Raw genomic sequence first — 17,227 nt, 5'->3', positions numbered from 1 at the left:
TGAGTCGTCCGGGCCCGGGATGCGTACTACAGGGTGAGCGCCGCCAGCGGCGGCGAACCCCGCACAGTACGGGAAGTCATCATGCCTATCACCCTCACCAGCAGAACGGCGGCGGCCGGAGCTTTCGCCGCCGCGGCACTGCTGGCACTCAGCGCATGCGGATCCTCGAATTCCGGCAGCAGTGGCGACACCACCCCGCCTCCCCCGGCCGCGTCCGCGTCGACCAACGCCGGCGCGGGGCTGGCGGCCGCGCAGGACGCCAAGCTCGGCGCGATCGTCACGGACGCGCAGGGCTTCACGCTCTACCGGTTCGACAAGGACAAGGCCGCTCCGCCGACGTCCAACTGCGCCGGACAGTGCGCGGCCATCTGGCCGCCCGTCGCCGCGGTGTCGGACACCGCGGTCAAGGGCGTCGACCAGAACCTGGTGGGCACCGTCACCCGCGCCGACGGCAGCAAGCAGGCCACCCTCGGCGGCTGGCCGCTCTACCGCTACAGCGGTGACGCCAAGGCCGGCGACACGCACGGCCAGGGCGTCGGCGGCACCTGGTTCGCGGTGGCCCCCGACGGCACCAAGGCCGGCGGTGCGGCGCAGACGCCCACACCGTCCGATACCGGGTCGAACGGGTACTGATGCAGAACCACTCATCGCCGACACTCGCGCCGCGGCGCCGGGTACGACAGGATGCCGCCGTGGACGGGGATCCCACCGGGCCGCTCCCGGAAGAGGAATTCATGCGCGCGCTGTACCGCGAACACGCGGGCGCGCTGCTGGGCTTTGTGCTGAACCTGGTGGGTGGTGACCGGTATCTGGCGGAGGACGTCGTCCAGGAGACGCTGCTGCGGGCCTGGAAGAGCGCGGGACGGCTGGATCCGGCGGCCCGTTCGCTGCGGCCCTGGCTGGTGACGGTCGCGCGACGTATCGTGATCGACGGCCATCGCAGCCGGCAGTCCCGTCCGCCCGAAGCGCCGCCGGCCGCGCTCGACCTGCTGCCCGCCGAGGACGAACTCGACCGGTCGCTGCGGCTCATGACGATCTCCGACGCACTCGGCGATCTGACCGAGGCGCACCGGCAGGTGCTGATCGAGACGTATTTCGCGGGTCGTACGGTGACCGAGGCGGCGGACGAGCTGGGCGTACCGCCCGGCACGGTGCGCTCAAGGGTGTTCTACGCCCTGCGGGCGCTCAGGAACGCACTGGAGGAGAGAGGGGTGACCACCTCATGACGGAGTACGCACCCGGACCGGGGGCACCCCCCGACCCGCACCTGGAGGTCGGCGCCTACCTCATCGGCGCGCTGGACGACGACGCGATGACGCGCTTCGAGCAGCACCTCGCGGGCTGCGAGGAGTGCGGACGGCAGCTGGACGAGCTGAGCGGACTCGTACCGCTCCTCGGTGAGCTGCGGCAGAGCGGCGGCGTACCGGAGCCCGTGCGGGAGTGGCCGTCCGGCGCGACGTCCGCGCGACCGGCGGGGCAGCCGTTCCCGCAGCCGTTCCCCGATCCCGCCGCGCAGCCCTACGCCCAGCGGACCGTACAGCCGGCCCAGCAGATCGCGACGCACCGTCCCAGGCGGCGGCCCGGCCGCGGCCGGCGGCTGGTGCTCGCGCTGGCGGCCTGCGGAGTGCTGGCCCTCGGCGGCTCGGCCGTCGCGGTCCTCGTCACCCAGCAGGACAGCGGGGCGCCGGCGGCGGCCGCCGCGCAGTTCACGGCGGGCGACCCGGCGACCGGGGCCAGTGCCACGGTCGGCGTCACCGGCAAGAAGTGGGGCACCCAGGTCGATCTCAAGCTGTCCGGTGTCAACGGCCCGCTGACCTGCAGTCTGGTGGCCGTGGGCCGGGACGGAAGCCGGCAGACCGTCGCCACCTGGTCGGTTCCGTCGGCCGGGTACGGCACCACCGCGCAGCCGGAACCGCTCACCGTCCAGGGTGCGGCAGGCCTCTCCCCCGCCGACATCACCGGCTTCGACGTCGTCACCTCCACCGGGCAGCACCTGGTCTCCGTTCCGACCGCGTGACGGCCGGCGGTCGCCGGCCGATCACCGTGTCATCGCCGTGTGATCGTCGTGTCAGCCCGGTGGGGGCGGTGTCGGTGGCGTGTCGGTCCGCTGTCAGCGGGGCCCGCCATTGTTGACGCATGACGACGCGACAGAGTGACAAGTTGGGCGCCGCCGTCGAGGTACGGGGGCTGGTCAAGCACTATGGCGAGACGAAGGCCCTGGACGGTGTCGACCTCGACGTTCGGCAGGGCACCGTGCTCGGTGTGCTGGGACCGAACGGGGCCGGGAAGACGACGCTGGTACGGGTGCTGTCCACCCTGATCCAGCCGGACGCGGGCAGTGCCCGGGTCGCCGGCTACGACGTACTCAAGCAGCCGCGGCAGCTGCGCCGGGTGATCGGTCTGACCGGGCAGTACGCCTCGGTGGACGAGAAGCTCTCCGGCTGGGAGAACCTCTACATGATCGGGCGGCTGCTCGATCTGTCCCGCAAGGACGCGCGGTCCCGCGCCGACGGGCTGCTGGAGCGGTTCTCGCTCACCGAGGCGTCCAAGCGGCCGGCGAGCGGGTACTCCGGCGGTATGCGGCGCCGGCTGGACCTGGCGGCCTCCATGATCGGCAATCCGTCGGTGCTCTATCTGGACGAGCCGACGACGGGCCTGGACCCGCGCACCCGCAACGAGGTGTGGGCCGAGGTCAAGCGGATGGTCGCCGACGGCGCGACGGTCCTGCTGACCACGCAGTACATGGAGGAGGCCGAGCAGCTCGCCGACGAGCTGACGGTCATCGACCGCGGCCGGGTGATCGCCAACGGCCGGGTGGACGAGCTCAAGGCCAAGGTCGGCGGGCGGACCCTGCAGATCCGGCCGATCGACACGGTGACGCTGCCCGCGATGTCGGCGGCGCTCGCGGACGCGGGGCTGGACGGGGTGGCCGGCTCCACCGTCGACCACGAGGAGGGCGTGCTCAATGTGCCGATCCTCAGCGACGAGCAGCTGACCGCGGTGGTCGGGTTGCTGGGCACCCGCGGTTTCGGCATCGCCGGGATAGGGACCCATCTCCCCAGCCTGGACGAGGTGTTCCTCTCCATCACCGGCCAGAAGCCGGACCAGGGCGGGCAGCCCGGCAGCGCCGGGCAGTCCGTTTCCGGCGAGCAGTCCGGGTCCGCCACCGAGAAGTCCGACGCAGAACAGGGGGTAGCGGCATGAGCGCCGCAGTCATCACCACCACCGCGCCCGCCAAGGCGCAGTCCCATGAGGGCCGGATAGGGTTCCGGGCCAATCTGCGGCACATCGGGGCGCTCGCGCGCCGCAACATGCTGCAGATCAAGGAAGACCCGGAGTCGATGTTCGACGCCGTGCTGATGCCGATCATCTTCACGCTGCTGTTCGTCTTCGTCTTCGGCGGCGCGATCTCCGGCAAGGGCCATCAGCAGGACTACGTGAACTACGTGATCCCCGGCCTGATGGCGATGATGGGCATGAACATCTCGATGGCCGTCGGCACCGGCGTCAACCAGGACTTCAGCACCGGTGTGATGGACCGCTTCCGCACCATGCCGATCGCCCGCTCCTCGGTGCTGATCGCCAAGATCATCGTGGAGATCGGCCGGATGCTGGTCGCCACCACGATTCTGCTGGTCATGGGATTCATCCTGGGCCTGTCGATCTCGACGTCCGTGTTCCATCTGCTGGCCGCGGTCGCGCTCTCGATGGTCTTCGGAGCCTCACTCATGTGGATCTTCATCCTGCTCGGGCTGACGATGAAGACCGCGCAGGCCGTACAGGGGGTGGCCATGCTCGTCCTGATGCCGCTGCAGTTCGGATCGTCGATCTTCGCACCGACGACGACGATGCCGGGCTGGCTGCAGAGCTTCACCGATGTCAATCCGCTGTCCAACCTGGCGGACTCCGCCCGGAACCTGATGAACGGCGGGCCCGTCGCCCACTCGGTCCTGGTCACCCTGGCCTGGTCGGTCGGCATCACGCTGGTGACGGCGCCGCTGGCCGTCCGGAAGTTCCGCAACAAGACCTGACCGGCACCCGCCGGCCCGGTCAGGACTGGCCTCCGTGTCAGTCCCCGTGTCAGTCCCCGTCACGCATCAGGGCGATGGTCTCCAGAGCGGAGAGGCCATCGCCCTCCGCGTATGCCGTCTCGTACGCGGCGTCGCCGATCAGCGCCCGCAGATCCCGCTGGCCCTCCGCCAGTTCCAGCTTCTCCAGCGGGGAGGGGACGGTGGGCCGCAGCCGGTCGTGCGCGCCGAGCATGGTGGCGGCCCGGGCCGCCATCGTCTCCTTGACCTGCGGGGTGGGTGCGGCGGACGCCTGGGCGACCAGGATCGTCACCGCCACCGGAATCAGCAGCATGCCGATCCGCGGGGCGATGACCTCGGTCAGCACGCTGCTGCTCAGCTCGTCGAGCCCCTGCCGCAGGAGCACCATGCCCCCTTCGGGGTCGCCGCTGCGGCAGGTCAGCCAGCCCTTGATCCCGCGCAGCATTCCCTGGACGAACACCGGGACGCCGGTCGGCGGGACGGCCAGCATCCGGTCGACGAGGGCGTGGCCCTCGTCGAGTTCGCCCCGGCGGGCGAGCAGCGCGCAGAGCAGGACCCGTCCGTAGAAGGCGGAGCCGCCCGCGACGGGACCGAGTTCGTCGGCGTCCTCGATCGCCCCCCGGAGCATCGCCTCGCCCGCGTCGACGTCCCCGATGTTGATGATCATGTCGGCGAGCCGCACCTTGAGGAGCGGCACCTGCTGATACGAACCCAGTTCCCGGGCCAGCCCGATCGCCTCACGGCAGCACTCGGCCGAGCGCTCCCACTGACCCCCGTTCGCGGTCGCCTCGGCCTCGGCGGCGAGCGCCTCGGCCATCCCCCAGCGGTCGCCGACCTGCCGGAAGAGCTCCCGGCTCTCCCGTACGTCGGCCATCGACTGTTCGAGCTTCTCGGACACGTCGTTGAGCATCTTGGCGCGGATCTGCAGCGCGAACGCCAGCTCCCAGGGCCCGCCGAACTCCCGGCAGCTCCGCACCAGGTTGTCCGCCAGCTCCGGCAGCCGCTCGAAGTCCCCGGACAGGAAGGCCGCGAAGGGGCTCATCAGTCCCGGCCGCCGGGCCGTCTGCGGCAGATGCGGCGGATAGGCCTCGATGATCGCCCGGCCGGCCCTGGCCACGTCGGGCTCGCCCCAGCGGTTCTCCATGTCCGCGTCGTTGGCGACGAGTTGCATCATTCGCACCCAGCGCCGTGCCTCGTCGAGCTGCGCCGGGCCCATCGGCGGCGGCGTCTCCAGCGGGCCGTGCTCCACCGGTTCCAGCACGGGCGGTTCGTCGAAGGGGTCGGGTCCCAGCGCCGACACCGCGGCCGGCCAGGTCAGCTGCTCGGTGTGGTAGTTGCGCATCTCCCAGAACCAGCCGCAGCACAGCACGAGTTGCAGTGCCTCCTGCTCGTCGCCGAGCTCGACGGCACGGCGGAGCGCGACCCGCAGGTTCTCGTGCTCGCGCTCCACCCGTGCCAGCCAGAGCAGTTGGTCGGCGCCGCGCAGCTTGGGGTCGGTGGTGCGGATGTACTCGCGGAAGCAGCGGAGATGGCGGCGCTCGACCGCCGCGCGCTCACCCGACTCGTCGAGCCGCTCGGCCGCGTACTCGCCGATGGTCTCCAGCATCCGGTAGCGGGCGCCGTCGTCGGTGAGGTCGGCGAGGACCAGCGACTTGTCGACGAGCGAACCGAGCAGAGCCGCGGCGTCGGCGGCGTCGATCCCGTCACCGGAGCACACCTCCTCGACGGCCTCCAGTGTCCAGCCGCCCGCGAAGACCGCCAGCCGGCGCAGCAGGGTCCGTTCCGCCGGGTCCAGCAGGTCCCAGCTCCAGTCGACGACCGCGCGCAGCGTCTGCTGGCGCGGCAGTACGGTCCTGCTGCCGCCGGTGAGGAGCCGGAACCGGTCGTCGAGCCGGTTGGCGAGCTGGCGCGGGGTGAGGCTGCGCAGCCGGGCGGCGGCCAGTTCGATGGCGAGCGGCAGCCCGTCGAGCCGGCGGCACAGTTCGACGCACGCGACCGGATCGTCCTCCACCGTGAACCCGGGCCGGGCGGCGGCGCCGCGGTCGGCGAGCAGCCGCAGCGCGAACGGGTCCGGCAGCGGGTCCAGCGGCCTGACCCGTTCACCGGGGACGCCCAGCGGTTCGCGGCTGGTGGCGAGGATGGTGACGTCCGGGCAGTGCGCGAGGAGCTGTTCCGCGAGGGCGGCCGCCGCGCCGATGACGTGTTCGCAGTTGTCGAGCACCAGCAGCAGGCTGCGGCTCGCGCAGTACTCCGCGAGCATCCTGGCCGGGTCCTTGGTCTTGCCCTCCGCCTGCAGCGCCTGCTCCGTCGCGCTGGTCGGGTGCAGCAGCGTCTCGCGCAGACCGAGCGAGGTGAGCACCGCCTCGGGCACCGTTCGCGCATCGCTGACCGGTGCGAGTTCCGCGTACCAGACGCCGTCGGGCCAGCGGTCGCGGAGCAGGTCGCCCGTCTCCTGCGACAGCCGGGTCTTGCCGGTCCCGCCGGGGCCGGTGAGGGTGACCAGCCGGGCCGCGGCCAGGTCCTCGCGGATCGACACGAGGTCGGCCGCCCGGCCGACGAAGCTGGTGAGCCGGGCGCGGGCGTTGCCGGAGCGGCGGGCGACGGGCGCGGACGGCGGCTCGGGAGCGGGCTCGGCACCGGCGGGGAACGGCGGTTCCTGAGCACCGTCCGGCGCCGGGTTCAGCAGTTCGGTGTGCAGCGCGCGCAGTTCGGCGCTCGGGTCGGTGCCCAGCTCGTCGGCCAGGTCGCGGCGGACGTCCTCGTACGCGGTGAGCGCGTCGGCGGTGCGGCCCGCGTCGCGCAACGCCCGGATGTGCAGGGCGCGGAGCGATTCGTTGAGCGGATGGGCGGCGGCGAGCCCGGCGAGTTCGGGCAGCTGCTGTGCCGCGCGGCCGAGCGCGAGCCCCGCGGTGAGGCGCAGCCGGACCGCCTCCAGCCGCAGTTCCTCGCAGCGCACCGCGAGCGTGTCCCGGTCGGGCAGATCGGCGAACGCCGCTCCCCGCCACAGCGCGAGGGCGTCCTCCAGCAGATCGGAGGCCTTCACCGGGTCGCCGTCGGCCAGCGCCCGGCCGCCCTCGTCCACCAGCCGCTCGAAGCGGTGCGCGTCGACCGCCTCGGGGGCGGCGCACAGCCGGTACCCGCCGTCGGCGGAACCGATGGCGTCATGGCCGATGGCCCGGCGCAGCCGCGCGACCAGCGCCTGGAGCGCGCCGGACGCGTTCGCCGGCGGATCGTCGGCCCACAGTTCGTCGATCAGGGCCTCCGCGGTTATCAGCCGCCCGGGGCGCAGGGCCAGCGCGGTCAGCAGCGCGCGCAGGCGCAGCCCCGCGAGCGGGACGGGGGTTCCGTCGTCGCGGAATGCCTGAGTGGTGCCGAGGATCGCGTAACGCACGCCCCCATCTTGCCCTCAATCACGGGACAGGCTTGTAAATTACGGCCGCCCGGCGACATGATCCCCGTATGAGCAGCACAGATACCCGCAGTGACCACCGGGTCAGCCCGATCTTCCTGGGGATCGCGGCGGTCATGGCCGTATCGGGCTGGGCGGTGTGGTCCGGCTTCTCGTCGAGCCCCGGCTTCGCCGTCTTCCTCTTCGTGGTCTCCGGGTGGGTCGTCTCGCTGTGCCTGCACGAGTACGCCCACGCCCGCACGGCGCTGCACAGCGGGGACATCACGATAGGTGCCAAGGGCTATCTGACCCTCAACCCGCTGAAGTACACCCACGCGCTGCTCAGCATCGTGCTGCCGGTGCTCTTCGTGATCATGGGCGGGATCGGGCTGCCCGGCGGCGCGGTCTTCATCGAGCGGGGCCGGATCCAGGGGCGCTGGAAGCACAGTCTGATCTCGGCGGCCGGGCCGCTGATGAACGTGCTCTTCGCGATCGTCCTGATGCTGCCGTTCGCCTTCGGCGCGACGGACTCCTGGCCGGTCGGCTTCCTGGCGGCGTTCGCGTTCCTGGCGATGCTCCAGGTGACGGCGGCGGTGCTGAACCTGCTGCCGGTACCCGGGCTCGACGGCTACGGGATCATCGAGCCGTGGCTGTCGTACAACGTCCGCCGGCAGGTGGAGCCGTTCGCGCAGTTCGGTCTGCTGGCGGTCTTCGGGTGTCTGTGGATCCCCGAGGTGAACGTGGCGTTCTTCGACTTCGTCTACACCGTGATGGGCTGGTTCGACGTCCCGGAGGGCGCGACCAGGTACGGCTACACGCTCTTCAGGTTCTGGGTCTCCGACTGAGCGGCCCTGGCGTCGGCCTTCGCCTTGCGCACGTAGTACCAGCACATGTTGCTGGACAGGCCGGCCAGCAGGACCCAGACAATGCCGGTCCAGCTGCCGTTCGCGAAGGAGACGACGGCCGCGGCGACCGTGAGCAGGAACACGGCGAGGGCGTAGACGGCAAGGCGGGGCATGGGGAGGAGCTCCTGTCCGGAAACCGGTGACATACGGTCCTGACGATTGTCCCCCACACCCCGCCGTGCCCCGCGACCCGCCCGTCGCGCCCCTACACGTCGGTGACGCGCAGCCCGGCGTGGGCCTTGTAGCGGCGGTTCACCGAGATCAGGTTGGCGACCAGCGACTCGACCTGGTGCGCGTTGCGCAGCCGGCCCGCGAAGACGCCGCGCATCCCCGGGATGCGGGCGGCCAGCGCCTGGACGAGGTCGGTGTCCGCGCGGACCTCGCCCAGCACCATCACATCGGTGTCGATCTCCGCGATCTCCGGGTCGGAGAGCAGTACCGCCGACAGGTGGTGGAAGGCCGCGGTCACCCGGGACTCCGGGAGCAGCGCGGCGGCCTGCTGGGCGGCGCTGCCCTCCTCGGGCTTCAGCGCGTAGGCACCCTGCTTGTCGAAGCCCAGCGGGTTGACGCAGTCGACGACGAGCTTGCCCGCCAGGTCCGCGCGGAGCGACTCCAGGGTCTTGGCGTGCCCGTCCCACGGCACCGCCACGATCACGATGTCGCTGCGCCGGGCGCACTCCGCGTTGTCCGCGCCCTCCACACCGAGCCCCAGCTCGTCGGCGGCGGTCTGCGCGCGCTCCGCGTTCCGCGATCCGATGATCACCTTCTGCCCGGCCTTCGCCAGCCGGTACGCGAGCCCGCGGCCCTGGTCGCCGGTGCCGCCGAGGACGCCGACCACCAGGCCGGACACGTCCGGCAGATCCCACGGGTCCTTGACCGGCGCCTTGGCGGGGGCGGGAGCGGGAGCGGTCCCGGGGGCGTTGTTCACATCGTCAGGGGAAGTCATGCGGGCGATCCTGCCACGCCCCGCGAACCGCCACTCGTTACGGGGGAAGTGCGGCGAGCGGACCCGTGCGGTACCGCCGGTCCGGCAGGATGCCCGGCATGGACGCGGTACGGGTGGCGCTGTTGCGGGAAGTACTGGCGGGGACCGAGTGGCTCCAGACCACGCGGTCCTTCGCGGGGTCGCTGCGGGCCTCGGTGCACCGGCGGCCCGGCGGGCTGCTGCTGGTGGGGACCCGGGGTTACGAGCCCTGGCATCTGGCGGCGCACCTGGACGACGAGGCGGCGTGGAGCGGGCTGACCGGACTGTCCCCGACGCTGGTGCGGTTCCGGATTCCGGCGGGGGCGCCCGCGCATCTGGCCGTGGGACTGCGGCGGCTGGAGGCCGCGCGGCGCGGGGAGACGGTGTTCGTCGTCAGCCCGGAGGCGCCGGGAGCCGCGCTGCTGGAGCGGGTGGCGGACGCCCGCCGGGCCGGCGCGACGGTGCTGGCGATGGACGCCGGGGACCCAGGGCTGCGTGAACTGGCGCACGACGCGCTGACCGTACCGCCGGAAGCGGAGCCGCCGGACGGCACGGCACCCGCGGAAGGGGCCGCACCCGCGCCGATGGGGATGGACCTGCTGCAGCACCTGGTCGCCGCCGCGGCCGGGGAGAACAGCCTGCCAGCCGCCCGCCCCCACGGCTCGTTCCGCGACCGGCTGGCCCGGCTGGCCGAACAGCTGACGTCACCGCCGCCGGCTCGCTGGTAGCGGTGACCTCAGCGGTCCTCGAGCACCGCCCGCGAAGATCCGGACCGGGCCCAAAACCATTTGCCCCGCGCGCCCCGGAAGCGGAGCATGCGAACCCGTGAACGACAGCCTTTCCGACCCCGACCCCGACCCCGACGCCGACTCCGGCCCCGATCCCGGCCCCGCACCCGGTCCGCCACCGTCCCGGCTGAGAGCTCTGCTCCCTGACCTGGCCCCGTGGCGCTCCTCCCGCGACTTCCGCCTCATGTGGATGGCCGGGGTCGTGACGGTCTTCGGCAGCTTCCTCACCTTCGTCGCGCTGCCGGTGCAGATCAAGGAGCTGACCGGGTCGGCGGTCGCCGTCGGCGCGATCGGCGCCGTCGAGCTGGTGCCGCTGATCGTGTTCGGGCTCTACGGGGGCGCGCTGGCCGACGCCATGGACCGCCGGAAGCTGATCCTCTACAGCGAGGCCGCGCTCGGCCTGCTGTCCGCACTGCTGCTGGCCAACACCCTGCTGCCGCATCCGATGGTGTGGCCGCTGTACGTGGTGGCGGCGATGTCGAGCGCCCTGACCGGGCTGCAGCGTCCGGCGCTGGACTCGATCGTGCCGCGGATCGTCGCGCACGACCAGCTGTCGGCCGCGGCGTCGCTGAACGCGCTGCGCTGGCAGGTCGGCGCCATCGCGGGACCGTCGCTGGCGGGGGTGCTCATCGCCTTCGCCGGGCTGTCGTGGGCTTACGCGATCGACATCGGGACGTTCGTCGTCTCGGTCGGCCTGGCCATGGGGCTGCGGCCGTCGCCCGCGGCGCACGACGCCGACAAGCCGTCGCTGCGCGGTATCGCGGAGGGCGCGCGCTACGCCTGGAGCCGTAAGGAACTGCTCGGCACGTACGCGATCGACATGGCGGCGATGTTCTTCGCCTTCCCCACCGCGATCTTCCCGTTCCTCGCCGACGACCTGCACGCGCCCTGGGCGCTGGGCCTGATGTACGCGGCCGGGTCGGTCGGTTCGCTGGTGGTCAGCATGACCAGCGGCTGGACGTCGCGGATCCACCGGCACGGCCGGCTGGTGGTGATCTCGGCGATCGGCTGGGGGCTGGCGATGGCGGTCGCCGGGTGGATGGGCAACATCTGGCTGGTCCTGCTGATGCTGGCGGTCGCCGGCGGCTGCGACATGGTCAGTGCCCTCGGCCGGATGACCATGTGGAACCAGACGATCCCGGATGAGCTGCGCGGCCGGCTGGCCGGCATCGAGCTGCTGTCGTACTCGGTCGGGCCGCAGCTCGGCCAGGTCAGGGCCGGTGGCATGGCGGCGCTGACCAGCGCCCGTGCCTCGGTCTGGAGCGGCGGAGTGGCCTGTGTGGCGGCGGTGGGGCTGCTGGCGCTGGCCCTTCCGAAGCTGATGTCGTACGACGCCCGCACCAACGAGCACGCCGTGCGGATGCGGACGGCCCAGGCCGGACCCGCCGCCGCGCCCGCCACGCCCGCCGGGTCGCCGGCGTCCGCGGCGGCCTCAGCGGTCTGAGCCGGGGCCCGGAATCCGGGGCCCGGGACGCGGAGCCGTCAGGGGCCGGACGGGCCGGGCTCGTCGTCCGGGCCCGCCTCCTTGTCGTGCCAGCGGGGGTCCGTCTCCCACTGGAGGTTGCGGTCGGCCGCCGTCTGCATCGCGTGCTCGGCCTCGGCGCGGGTGGCGTAGGGGCCGAACCGGTCCTTGGCCGGGCAGTCGGGCCCTTCCTCGACCTTCTTGTGCTCCAGGCAGTAGAACCATTCGCCCGGCTTGCCGGCCGGCTTCTTCGCCCTGAAGAGCGCCATGACTGCCTCCTGATGTACGAGTACCTGCCGCCAGCCTGCCCGATCGCCCGCCGATACACTCGTCGGCATGTCTGGTCAGTCGCTTCTCGTTCCCGGCAAGCTCTCCCCGCCGCGCCCGGTACCGTCCTCGATCCCCCGGCCCGAGTACGTGGGCAAGCCCGCGCCCACTCCGTACACCGGGCCGGAGGTGCAGGACGCCGAAACCGTCGAGAAGATGCGGATCGCGTCGCAGATCGCCGCGCGGGCGATGGTCGAAGCGGCCAAGCACATCGCTCCGGGGGTGACCACGGACGAGCTGGACCGCGTCGCGCACGAGTACATGTGCGACCACCGCGCCTACCCCTCGGACCTCGGCTACCGGGGCTTCCCGAAGTCGCTGTGCGCGTCGATCAACGAGGTCATCTGCCACGGCATCCCGGACTCGACCGAGCTGCGCGACGGCGACATCGTGAACCTGGACGTGACGGCGTTCATCCACGGGGTGCACGGCGACACGAACGCCACGTACCTGTGCGGTGACGTCGACGAGGAGTCGCGGCTGCTGGTCGAGCGCACCGAGGAGTCGCTGAACCGGGCGATCAAGGCGGTCAAGCCCGGCCGGGCGATCAATGTGATCGGGCGGGTCATCGAGTCGTACGCCAAGCGGTTCGGCTACGGGGTGGTCCGGGACTTCACCGGGCACGGCATCAACACGTCGTTCCACTCCGGGCTGATCGTGCCGCACTACGACGCCCCGCACGCCACCACCGTGATCAAGCCGGGCATGACGTTCACCATCGAGCCGATGCTCACGCTGGGCACCCACGACTACGAGATCTGGGAGGACGGCTGGACGGTGGTCACCAAGGACCGCAAGCGCACCGCCCAGTTCGAACACACCCTGGTCGTCACCGAAACCGGCGCAGAGGTGCTCACGCTGCCATGACGGGAGCGGGGGCGCGCCGCGACGCGCCCCCGCATGCGACCGGTGAGACCCGAATCACTGGACTTCATGCGACCCCGCGGGTACTACAAAGGCAAGGCTCAGATAAGTTAGGGCAGCCTCACCGGCCAGAACCCATCTCGAGCGTCCTTGAGCAGCCTGGAGCCCCGTATGTCCGCAGCCCGTCTCTCCGTCGTCACCGCCGTCGCGGTCGTCGCCGCGCTCGCCGCTGTCAGCGGGTGCTCCGAGAAGACGGACGCCAAGGCGTCCGACGCGATCCAGGTCACCGCGACCGACGACTCCTGCAAGGTCTCGAAGACCAGCTTCCCGGCCGGGCACGTGAAGTTCGCGTTCGAGAACAAGGGCTCCAAGGTCAACGAGCTGTACGTCTACGCCCCGGGCGACAAGATCGTGACCGAGCGGGAGAACATCGGCCCCGGCACCAAGGCCGACATCTCCGCCGAGCTCAAGGCCGGCGACTACGAGGTCACCTGCAAGCCCGGGATGAAAGGCGACGGCCTGCGCACCAAGGTCAGCGTCACCGGCGCCGGCGCGCCGAAGAAGAACGACCCGCGGCTGGACACGGCCGTCGCCGAGTACCGCAAGTGGGCGCAGAGCGAGGCCGACGCCACGATCCCGAAGGTCAAGGTCTTCACCGACGCGGTCATCAAGGGCGACATCGAGGGCGCCAAGGCGGCCTTCGCCCCGTCCCGTACCGGCTGGGAGTCCACCGAGCCGATAGCCGAGTCCTTCGGTGACATCGACCCGAAGACGGACACCCGCGAGGACGGCCTGGAGCCCGGCCAGAAGTGGACCGGCTGGCACAAGCTCGAGAAGTCGCTGTGGGCCACCAAGGCGATCTCCGCGGAGGACAAGACGCTCGCCGCGCAGCTCCTCACCGACCTCACCGGCTGGCAGAAGCGGGTCGGCACGGCGGAGATCACCCCGACCAGCATGGCCAACGGCGCCAAGGAGCTGCTGGACGAGGTCGCCACCGGGAAGATCACCGGTGAGGAGGACCGCTACAGCCACACCGACCTCTCGGACTTCAAGGGCAACGTCGACGGCGCGCAGAAGGCGTACGAGCTGCTCAAGCCGGTCGCCTCGCAGAACAACCCCGAGCTGGCCAAGGAACTGGACAAGCAGTTCACCGCGATCAACACGCTGCTCGCCAAGTACCGCACCGGCGACACCTTCGTCGCGTACGACACCGTGAACGCGGCCCAGCGCAAGGAGCTCTCGGACGGCGTCAACGCGCTGGCCGAGCCGCTCTCCAAGCTCGCCGCGGCCGTCGCGAAGTAACGGAGTCCTCCATGTCTGACGAGAACACCACCGAAGCGGCCGCCCCCCAGCAGGACGGGGCGGACCGGGACACCACGGCGGAACGGGCCAGGGGCCCGGTCTCCCGGCGGGCCGTCATCGGCTGGACCGGCGCCGGCATCGCGCTCGGCGCGGCCGCCGCGGGGGGTGCCGCGGCGGCGGTGCGCACCGGCAACGACGTGCAGCCGGCCGGCTCCGCGGGCAATGTCATCGCGTTCCACGGCACGAACCAGGCCGGTATCACCACCCCGGTCCAGGACCGGCTGCACTTCGCGGCCTTCGACGTGAAGACCGACGACCGCGCCGAACTCGTCGCGCTGCTGAAGGAGTGGACGGCGGCGGCCGCCGCGATGACGGCCGGCAAGCCGGTCGGCGCGGGCGCCGTCGGCGGTCTGCCCGAGGCCCCGCCGGACGACACCGGCGAGGCGCTCGGCCTGCCGTCCTCCCGGCTGACCATCACCGTGGGCTTCGGCCCGACGCTGTTCGAGAAGGACGGCAAGGACCGCTTCGGCCTCAAGGCGCAGCGTCCCACCGCCCTCGTCGACCTGCCGGCGTTCCCGCACGACAACCTGGACGCGACCCGCAGCGGCGGCGACATCTGCGTCCAGGCGTGCGCGGACGACCCGCAGGTGGCCGTGCACGCGATCCGCAACCTGGCGCGCATCGGCTTCGGCAAGGTCGCCGTGCGCTGGTCGCAGCTGGGCTTCGGCAAGACGTCCTCGACGACACCGGACGAGCAGACCCCGCGCAACCTGATGGGGTTCAAGGACGGTACGCACAACGTCGCGGGCAGCGACCGGGCCACCCAGGACGAGCATGTGTGGGCGGCCGCGAAGGACGGCGCCGCCTGGATGACCGGCGGCTCCTACCTCGTCGCCCGGCGCATCCGGATGCACATAGAGACCTGGGACCGCACTCCGCTCAAGGAGCAGGAGGACATCTTCGGGCGGAACAAGGGCGAGGGCGCGCCGGCCGGCAAGCAGCGCGAGCACGACACCCCGAACCTCAAGGCGATGCTGCCGACCGCGCACGTCCGCCTGGCGCACCCGGACAGCAACTCCGGGGTGACGATCCTGCGCCGCGGCTACTCCTTCACCGACGGCACGGACGGTCTGGGCCGGCTCGACGCCGGGCTGTTCTTCCTGGCCTACCAGCGCGATGTGCGCTCGGGTTTCATCCCGGTGCAGAAACGGCTGGCTGCGACCGACGCCCTCAACGAGTACATCCAGCACGTCGGTTCCGCGCACTTCGCCTGCCCGCCCGGCGTCCGCGACAGCGCCGACTGGTGGGGCCGCGGCCTCTTCGAAGGGAAGTGACCGGCGGTGATCGGTAACTATCTGATCGGGCTGCGCGAAGGGCTCGAAGCCAGCCTGGTCGTCTGCATCCTGATCGCGTACCTGGTGAAGTCCGGGCGCAGGGACACACTGCTGCCGATGTGGGCCGGTGTGGCCGTGGCCATCGTCATCAGTGCCGCCTTCGGCGCGCTGCTGCAGTTCGGCTCCTCGTCGCTGGACTTCAAGGCGCAGGAGGCGCTGGGCGGTTCGCTGTCGATCCTCTCCGTCTGCCTGGTCACCTGGATGGTCTTCTGGATGCGGCGCACCGCGCGGCATCTCAAGCGCGAGCTGCACGGCAAGCTGGACGCCGCGCTCGCCATGGGGACCACCGCGATCGTCGCGACCGCGCTGCTGGCGGTCGGCCGCGAGGGCCTGGAGACCGCGCTGTTCGTCTGGGCCGCGGTGCAGGCCGCCGGTTCCGAGGACGGGTCGACGCAGCCGCTGATCGGCGTCGCGCTGGGCCTGGCCACCGCGGTGGTGCTCGGCTGGCTCTTCTACCGCGGCGCGCTGAGGATCAACCTGGCGAAGTTCTTCACCTGGACCGGCGCCATGCTGGTCGTGGTCGCGGCGGGCGTGCTCGCCTACGGCGTGCACGATCTGCAGGAGGCCGACTGGCTGCCCGGCCTCGGCTCGGTGGCCTTCGACATCAGCTCCACGATCCCCCAGGACAGCTGGTACGGCACCCTGTTGAAGGGCGTCCTCAACTTCCAGCCGGATCCGACCGTCGTCCAGGTCACGGTGTGGGCGCTGTATCTCGTACCGACGATGGCCTTCTTCCTCGCCCCCGGTAGGGTTGCGCCGACCGCAGCAGCCCCGAAGGAGCCGACGCCCAATGACCCGCCGCAGGTTGTCCCTGACAGCCGCAGTTCTGCTGCTCGTGCTGATGCCGGTGACGGGGTGCGTGACCGTGCACGGGGAGCAGGCGCTCGTACCGGCGGTGACGAAGGCTGAGGCCGCCAAGGCCCTCGCCCGTTTCACCCAGCTCAACAACGACGCCAAGCGGAGCTACGATCCGGCGACGCTGGCGAAGGCGGAGACCGGCGCGCTCGGCGCGATGGACAACGCGGGTCTGACGGCGCGGCACACCAACCACCCGGAGGGCAATCCGGCCGCGGTGCCGCTCAAGCTCACCGACGCGCGCTACCTGATACCGAAGCAGCGCGGCTGGCCCAAGTGGTTCGCCGCCGACGCCGTCAGCAGTGCCGGCAACGGCGCCCACTGGCTGCTGCTCTTCCAGCGGTCCGCCGTGAGCGACCCGTGGAAGGCCTCGTACCTGGCGGTGGTCGCCGCCGACCGGATGCCGAAGTTCGTGCTGGACCAGGACGGCTACGCCGAGCCGGTGCCGCTGGACGGCTCGGGGCTGCTGGTCGAGCCCGGCCGGCTCAGCGCCGCGTACACCTCGTATCTGCAGACCGGCACCGCGGCGACGCTGGCCTTCGCCGACGGCACCCAGACCTCGCAGGTGCGCCAGCAGCGCCGCAAGGGCGCGGGCACCTCGGCCGCGGTCACCGAGTACGCCGACCAGCCGGTGGGCGCGGGCGAGTTCCCCCCGGTGGGGCTGCGGACCACGGACGGCGGGGCGCTGGTGTTCTTCGCCTCCCGCCACCAGTCGCGGCTGACCACGCCGGGCAAGCCGTTGAAGGTCGACGACCCGGACACCAAGGCGCTGATGACCGGCACCCCGAAGAACTCGGTCACGCTGATCCGGGTGGCGGAACAGGCCGTCATGGTCCCGCCGGCGAACGACGCCCAGGGGAAGGTCGTCTTCCTGAGCCGTCTGCTGGGTCTGGTCTCCGCCAAGGGCGAGTGAACCGGTGGCCGGGTCC

General features: G+C 71.6%; 17 protein-coding genes. 13 read left to right on the top strand and 4 right to left on the bottom strand.

Going from position 1 to position 17,227, the window contains the following annotated elements:
• Window positions 1–81 precede the first annotated feature (81 nt).
• The 5 genes from G3I60_RS22515 to G3I60_RS22495 all read left to right on the top strand — a co-directional run bounded on the left by G3I60_RS22515 (window position 82) and on the right by G3I60_RS22495 (window position 4,031).
• Window positions 82–633 carry a hypothetical protein gene (locus G3I60_RS22515; RefSeq protein WP_138353778.1) on the top strand — a complete coding sequence of 184 codons (552 nt, stop codon included), beginning with the start codon at window positions 82–84 and terminating at the stop codon, window positions 631–633.
• 59 nt (window positions 634–692) lie between these two features.
• A complete protein-coding gene (locus G3I60_RS22510) occupies window positions 693–1,226 on the top strand; it encodes a sigma-70 family RNA polymerase sigma factor (RefSeq protein WP_138353779.1) in 534 nt (177 codons plus the stop codon).
• The gene (locus G3I60_RS22505) at window positions 1,223–2,017 is read left to right on the top strand and encodes an anti-sigma factor (RefSeq protein WP_164294723.1); all 795 of its coding nucleotides are present in this window, start codon (window positions 1,223–1,225) and stop codon (window positions 2,015–2,017) included. Before G3I60_RS22510 ends, G3I60_RS22505 begins: the two co-directional genes overlap by 4 nt.
• 119 nt (window positions 2,018–2,136) lie before the next feature.
• Window positions 2,137–3,204, top strand: a complete 1,068-nt coding sequence (locus G3I60_RS22500; RefSeq protein ID WP_164294722.1) for an ATP-binding cassette domain-containing protein — start codon at window positions 2,137–2,139, stop codon at window positions 3,202–3,204.
• Entirely contained in the window at window positions 3,201–4,031 is an 831-nt protein-coding gene (locus G3I60_RS22495) for an ABC transporter permease (RefSeq protein ID WP_138353782.1), read from the top strand. The genes G3I60_RS22500 and G3I60_RS22495 overlap by 4 nt, the downstream gene beginning before the upstream one ends.
• A 49-nt stretch (window positions 4,032–4,080) precedes the next feature.
• Here the strand turns inward: G3I60_RS22495 and G3I60_RS22490 are convergent, their stop codons facing one another.
• The gene (locus G3I60_RS22490; RefSeq protein WP_164294721.1) at window positions 4,081–7,440 is read right to left on the bottom strand and encodes a BTAD domain-containing putative transcriptional regulator; all 3,360 of its coding nucleotides are present in this window, start codon (window positions 7,438–7,440) and stop codon (window positions 4,081–4,083) included.
• Window positions 7,441–7,508: 68 nt separating this feature from the next.
• Between G3I60_RS22490 and G3I60_RS22485 the strand changes: the two genes are divergently transcribed.
• Entirely contained in the window at window positions 7,509–8,282 is a 774-nt protein-coding gene (locus tag G3I60_RS22485; protein WP_164294720.1) for a site-2 protease family protein, read from the top strand.
• Here G3I60_RS22485 and G3I60_RS22480 read toward each other — a convergent pair.
• Together G3I60_RS22480 and npdG are read right to left on the bottom strand one after the other, a co-directional pair.
• The gene (locus G3I60_RS22480; protein WP_138353785.1) at window positions 8,249–8,455 is read right to left on the bottom strand and encodes a hypothetical protein; all 207 of its coding nucleotides are present in this window, start codon (window positions 8,453–8,455) and stop codon (window positions 8,249–8,251) included. The two genes, G3I60_RS22485 and G3I60_RS22480, sit on opposite strands and share 34 nt — an antisense overlap.
• Before the next feature lie 92 nt (window positions 8,456–8,547).
• On the bottom strand, window positions 8,548–9,288 hold the full coding sequence (npdG, locus tag G3I60_RS22475; RefSeq protein ID WP_164294719.1) for an NADPH-dependent F420 reductase: 741 nt from the start codon (window positions 9,286–9,288) through the stop codon (window positions 8,548–8,550).
• Between the two features lie 98 nt (window positions 9,289–9,386).
• On the opposite strand from npdG, the gene G3I60_RS22470 reads away from it, so the two are divergent.
• Both G3I60_RS22470 and G3I60_RS22465 read left to right on the top strand, forming a co-directional pair.
• Window positions 9,387–10,034, top strand: coding sequence for a hypothetical protein (locus G3I60_RS22470; RefSeq protein WP_164294718.1), 648 nt, complete (start codon window positions 9,387–9,389; stop codon window positions 10,032–10,034).
• A gap of 187 nt (window positions 10,035–10,221) precedes the next feature.
• The gene (locus G3I60_RS22465) at window positions 10,222–11,538 is read left to right on the top strand and encodes an MFS transporter (RefSeq protein ID WP_187145287.1); all 1,317 of its coding nucleotides are present in this window, start codon (window positions 10,222–10,224) and stop codon (window positions 11,536–11,538) included.
• 38 nt (window positions 11,539–11,576) lie between these two features.
• Here the strand turns inward: G3I60_RS22465 and G3I60_RS22460 are convergent, their stop codons facing one another.
• Window positions 11,577–11,825, bottom strand: coding sequence for a hypothetical protein (locus G3I60_RS22460; protein WP_138353788.1), 249 nt, complete (start codon window positions 11,823–11,825; stop codon window positions 11,577–11,579).
• Window positions 11,826–11,892: 67 nt separating this feature from the next.
• On the opposite strand from G3I60_RS22460, the gene map reads away from it, so the two are divergent.
• From map to G3I60_RS22435, 5 genes are all read left to right on the top strand, one after another.
• Entirely contained in the window at window positions 11,893–12,750 is an 858-nt protein-coding gene (gene map / locus G3I60_RS22455; RefSeq protein WP_138353789.1) for a type I methionyl aminopeptidase, read from the top strand.
• Between the two features lie 168 nt (window positions 12,751–12,918).
• Entirely contained in the window at window positions 12,919–14,049 is a 1,131-nt protein-coding gene (gene efeO, locus G3I60_RS22450; protein ID WP_164294717.1) for an iron uptake system protein EfeO, read from the top strand.
• 11 nt (window positions 14,050–14,060) lie between these two features.
• Window positions 14,061–15,383 (top strand): iron uptake transporter deferrochelatase/peroxidase subunit, encoded by a 1,323-nt coding sequence (efeB, locus tag G3I60_RS22445; RefSeq protein WP_164294716.1) that lies wholly within the window; start codon window positions 14,061–14,063, stop codon window positions 15,381–15,383.
• 6 nt (window positions 15,384–15,389) lie between these two features.
• Window positions 15,390–16,352, top strand: coding sequence for an iron uptake transporter permease EfeU (gene efeU / locus G3I60_RS22440; RefSeq protein WP_138353792.1), 963 nt, complete (start codon window positions 15,390–15,392; stop codon window positions 16,350–16,352).
• Window positions 16,234–17,211: a hypothetical protein gene (locus G3I60_RS22435; RefSeq protein WP_164294715.1), complete on the top strand. Its 978-nt coding sequence runs from the start codon at window positions 16,234–16,236 to the stop codon at window positions 17,209–17,211. Before efeU ends, G3I60_RS22435 begins: the two co-directional genes overlap by 119 nt.
• Window positions 17,212–17,227 lie beyond the last annotated feature (16 nt).

This window comes from Streptomyces sp. SID13666 (assembly GCF_010548325.1).
Lineage (GTDB): Bacteria > Actinomycetota > Actinomycetes > Streptomycetales > Streptomycetaceae > Actinacidiphila > Actinacidiphila fildesensis.
This window is presented reverse-complemented; position numbering and strand designations above follow the sequence as displayed.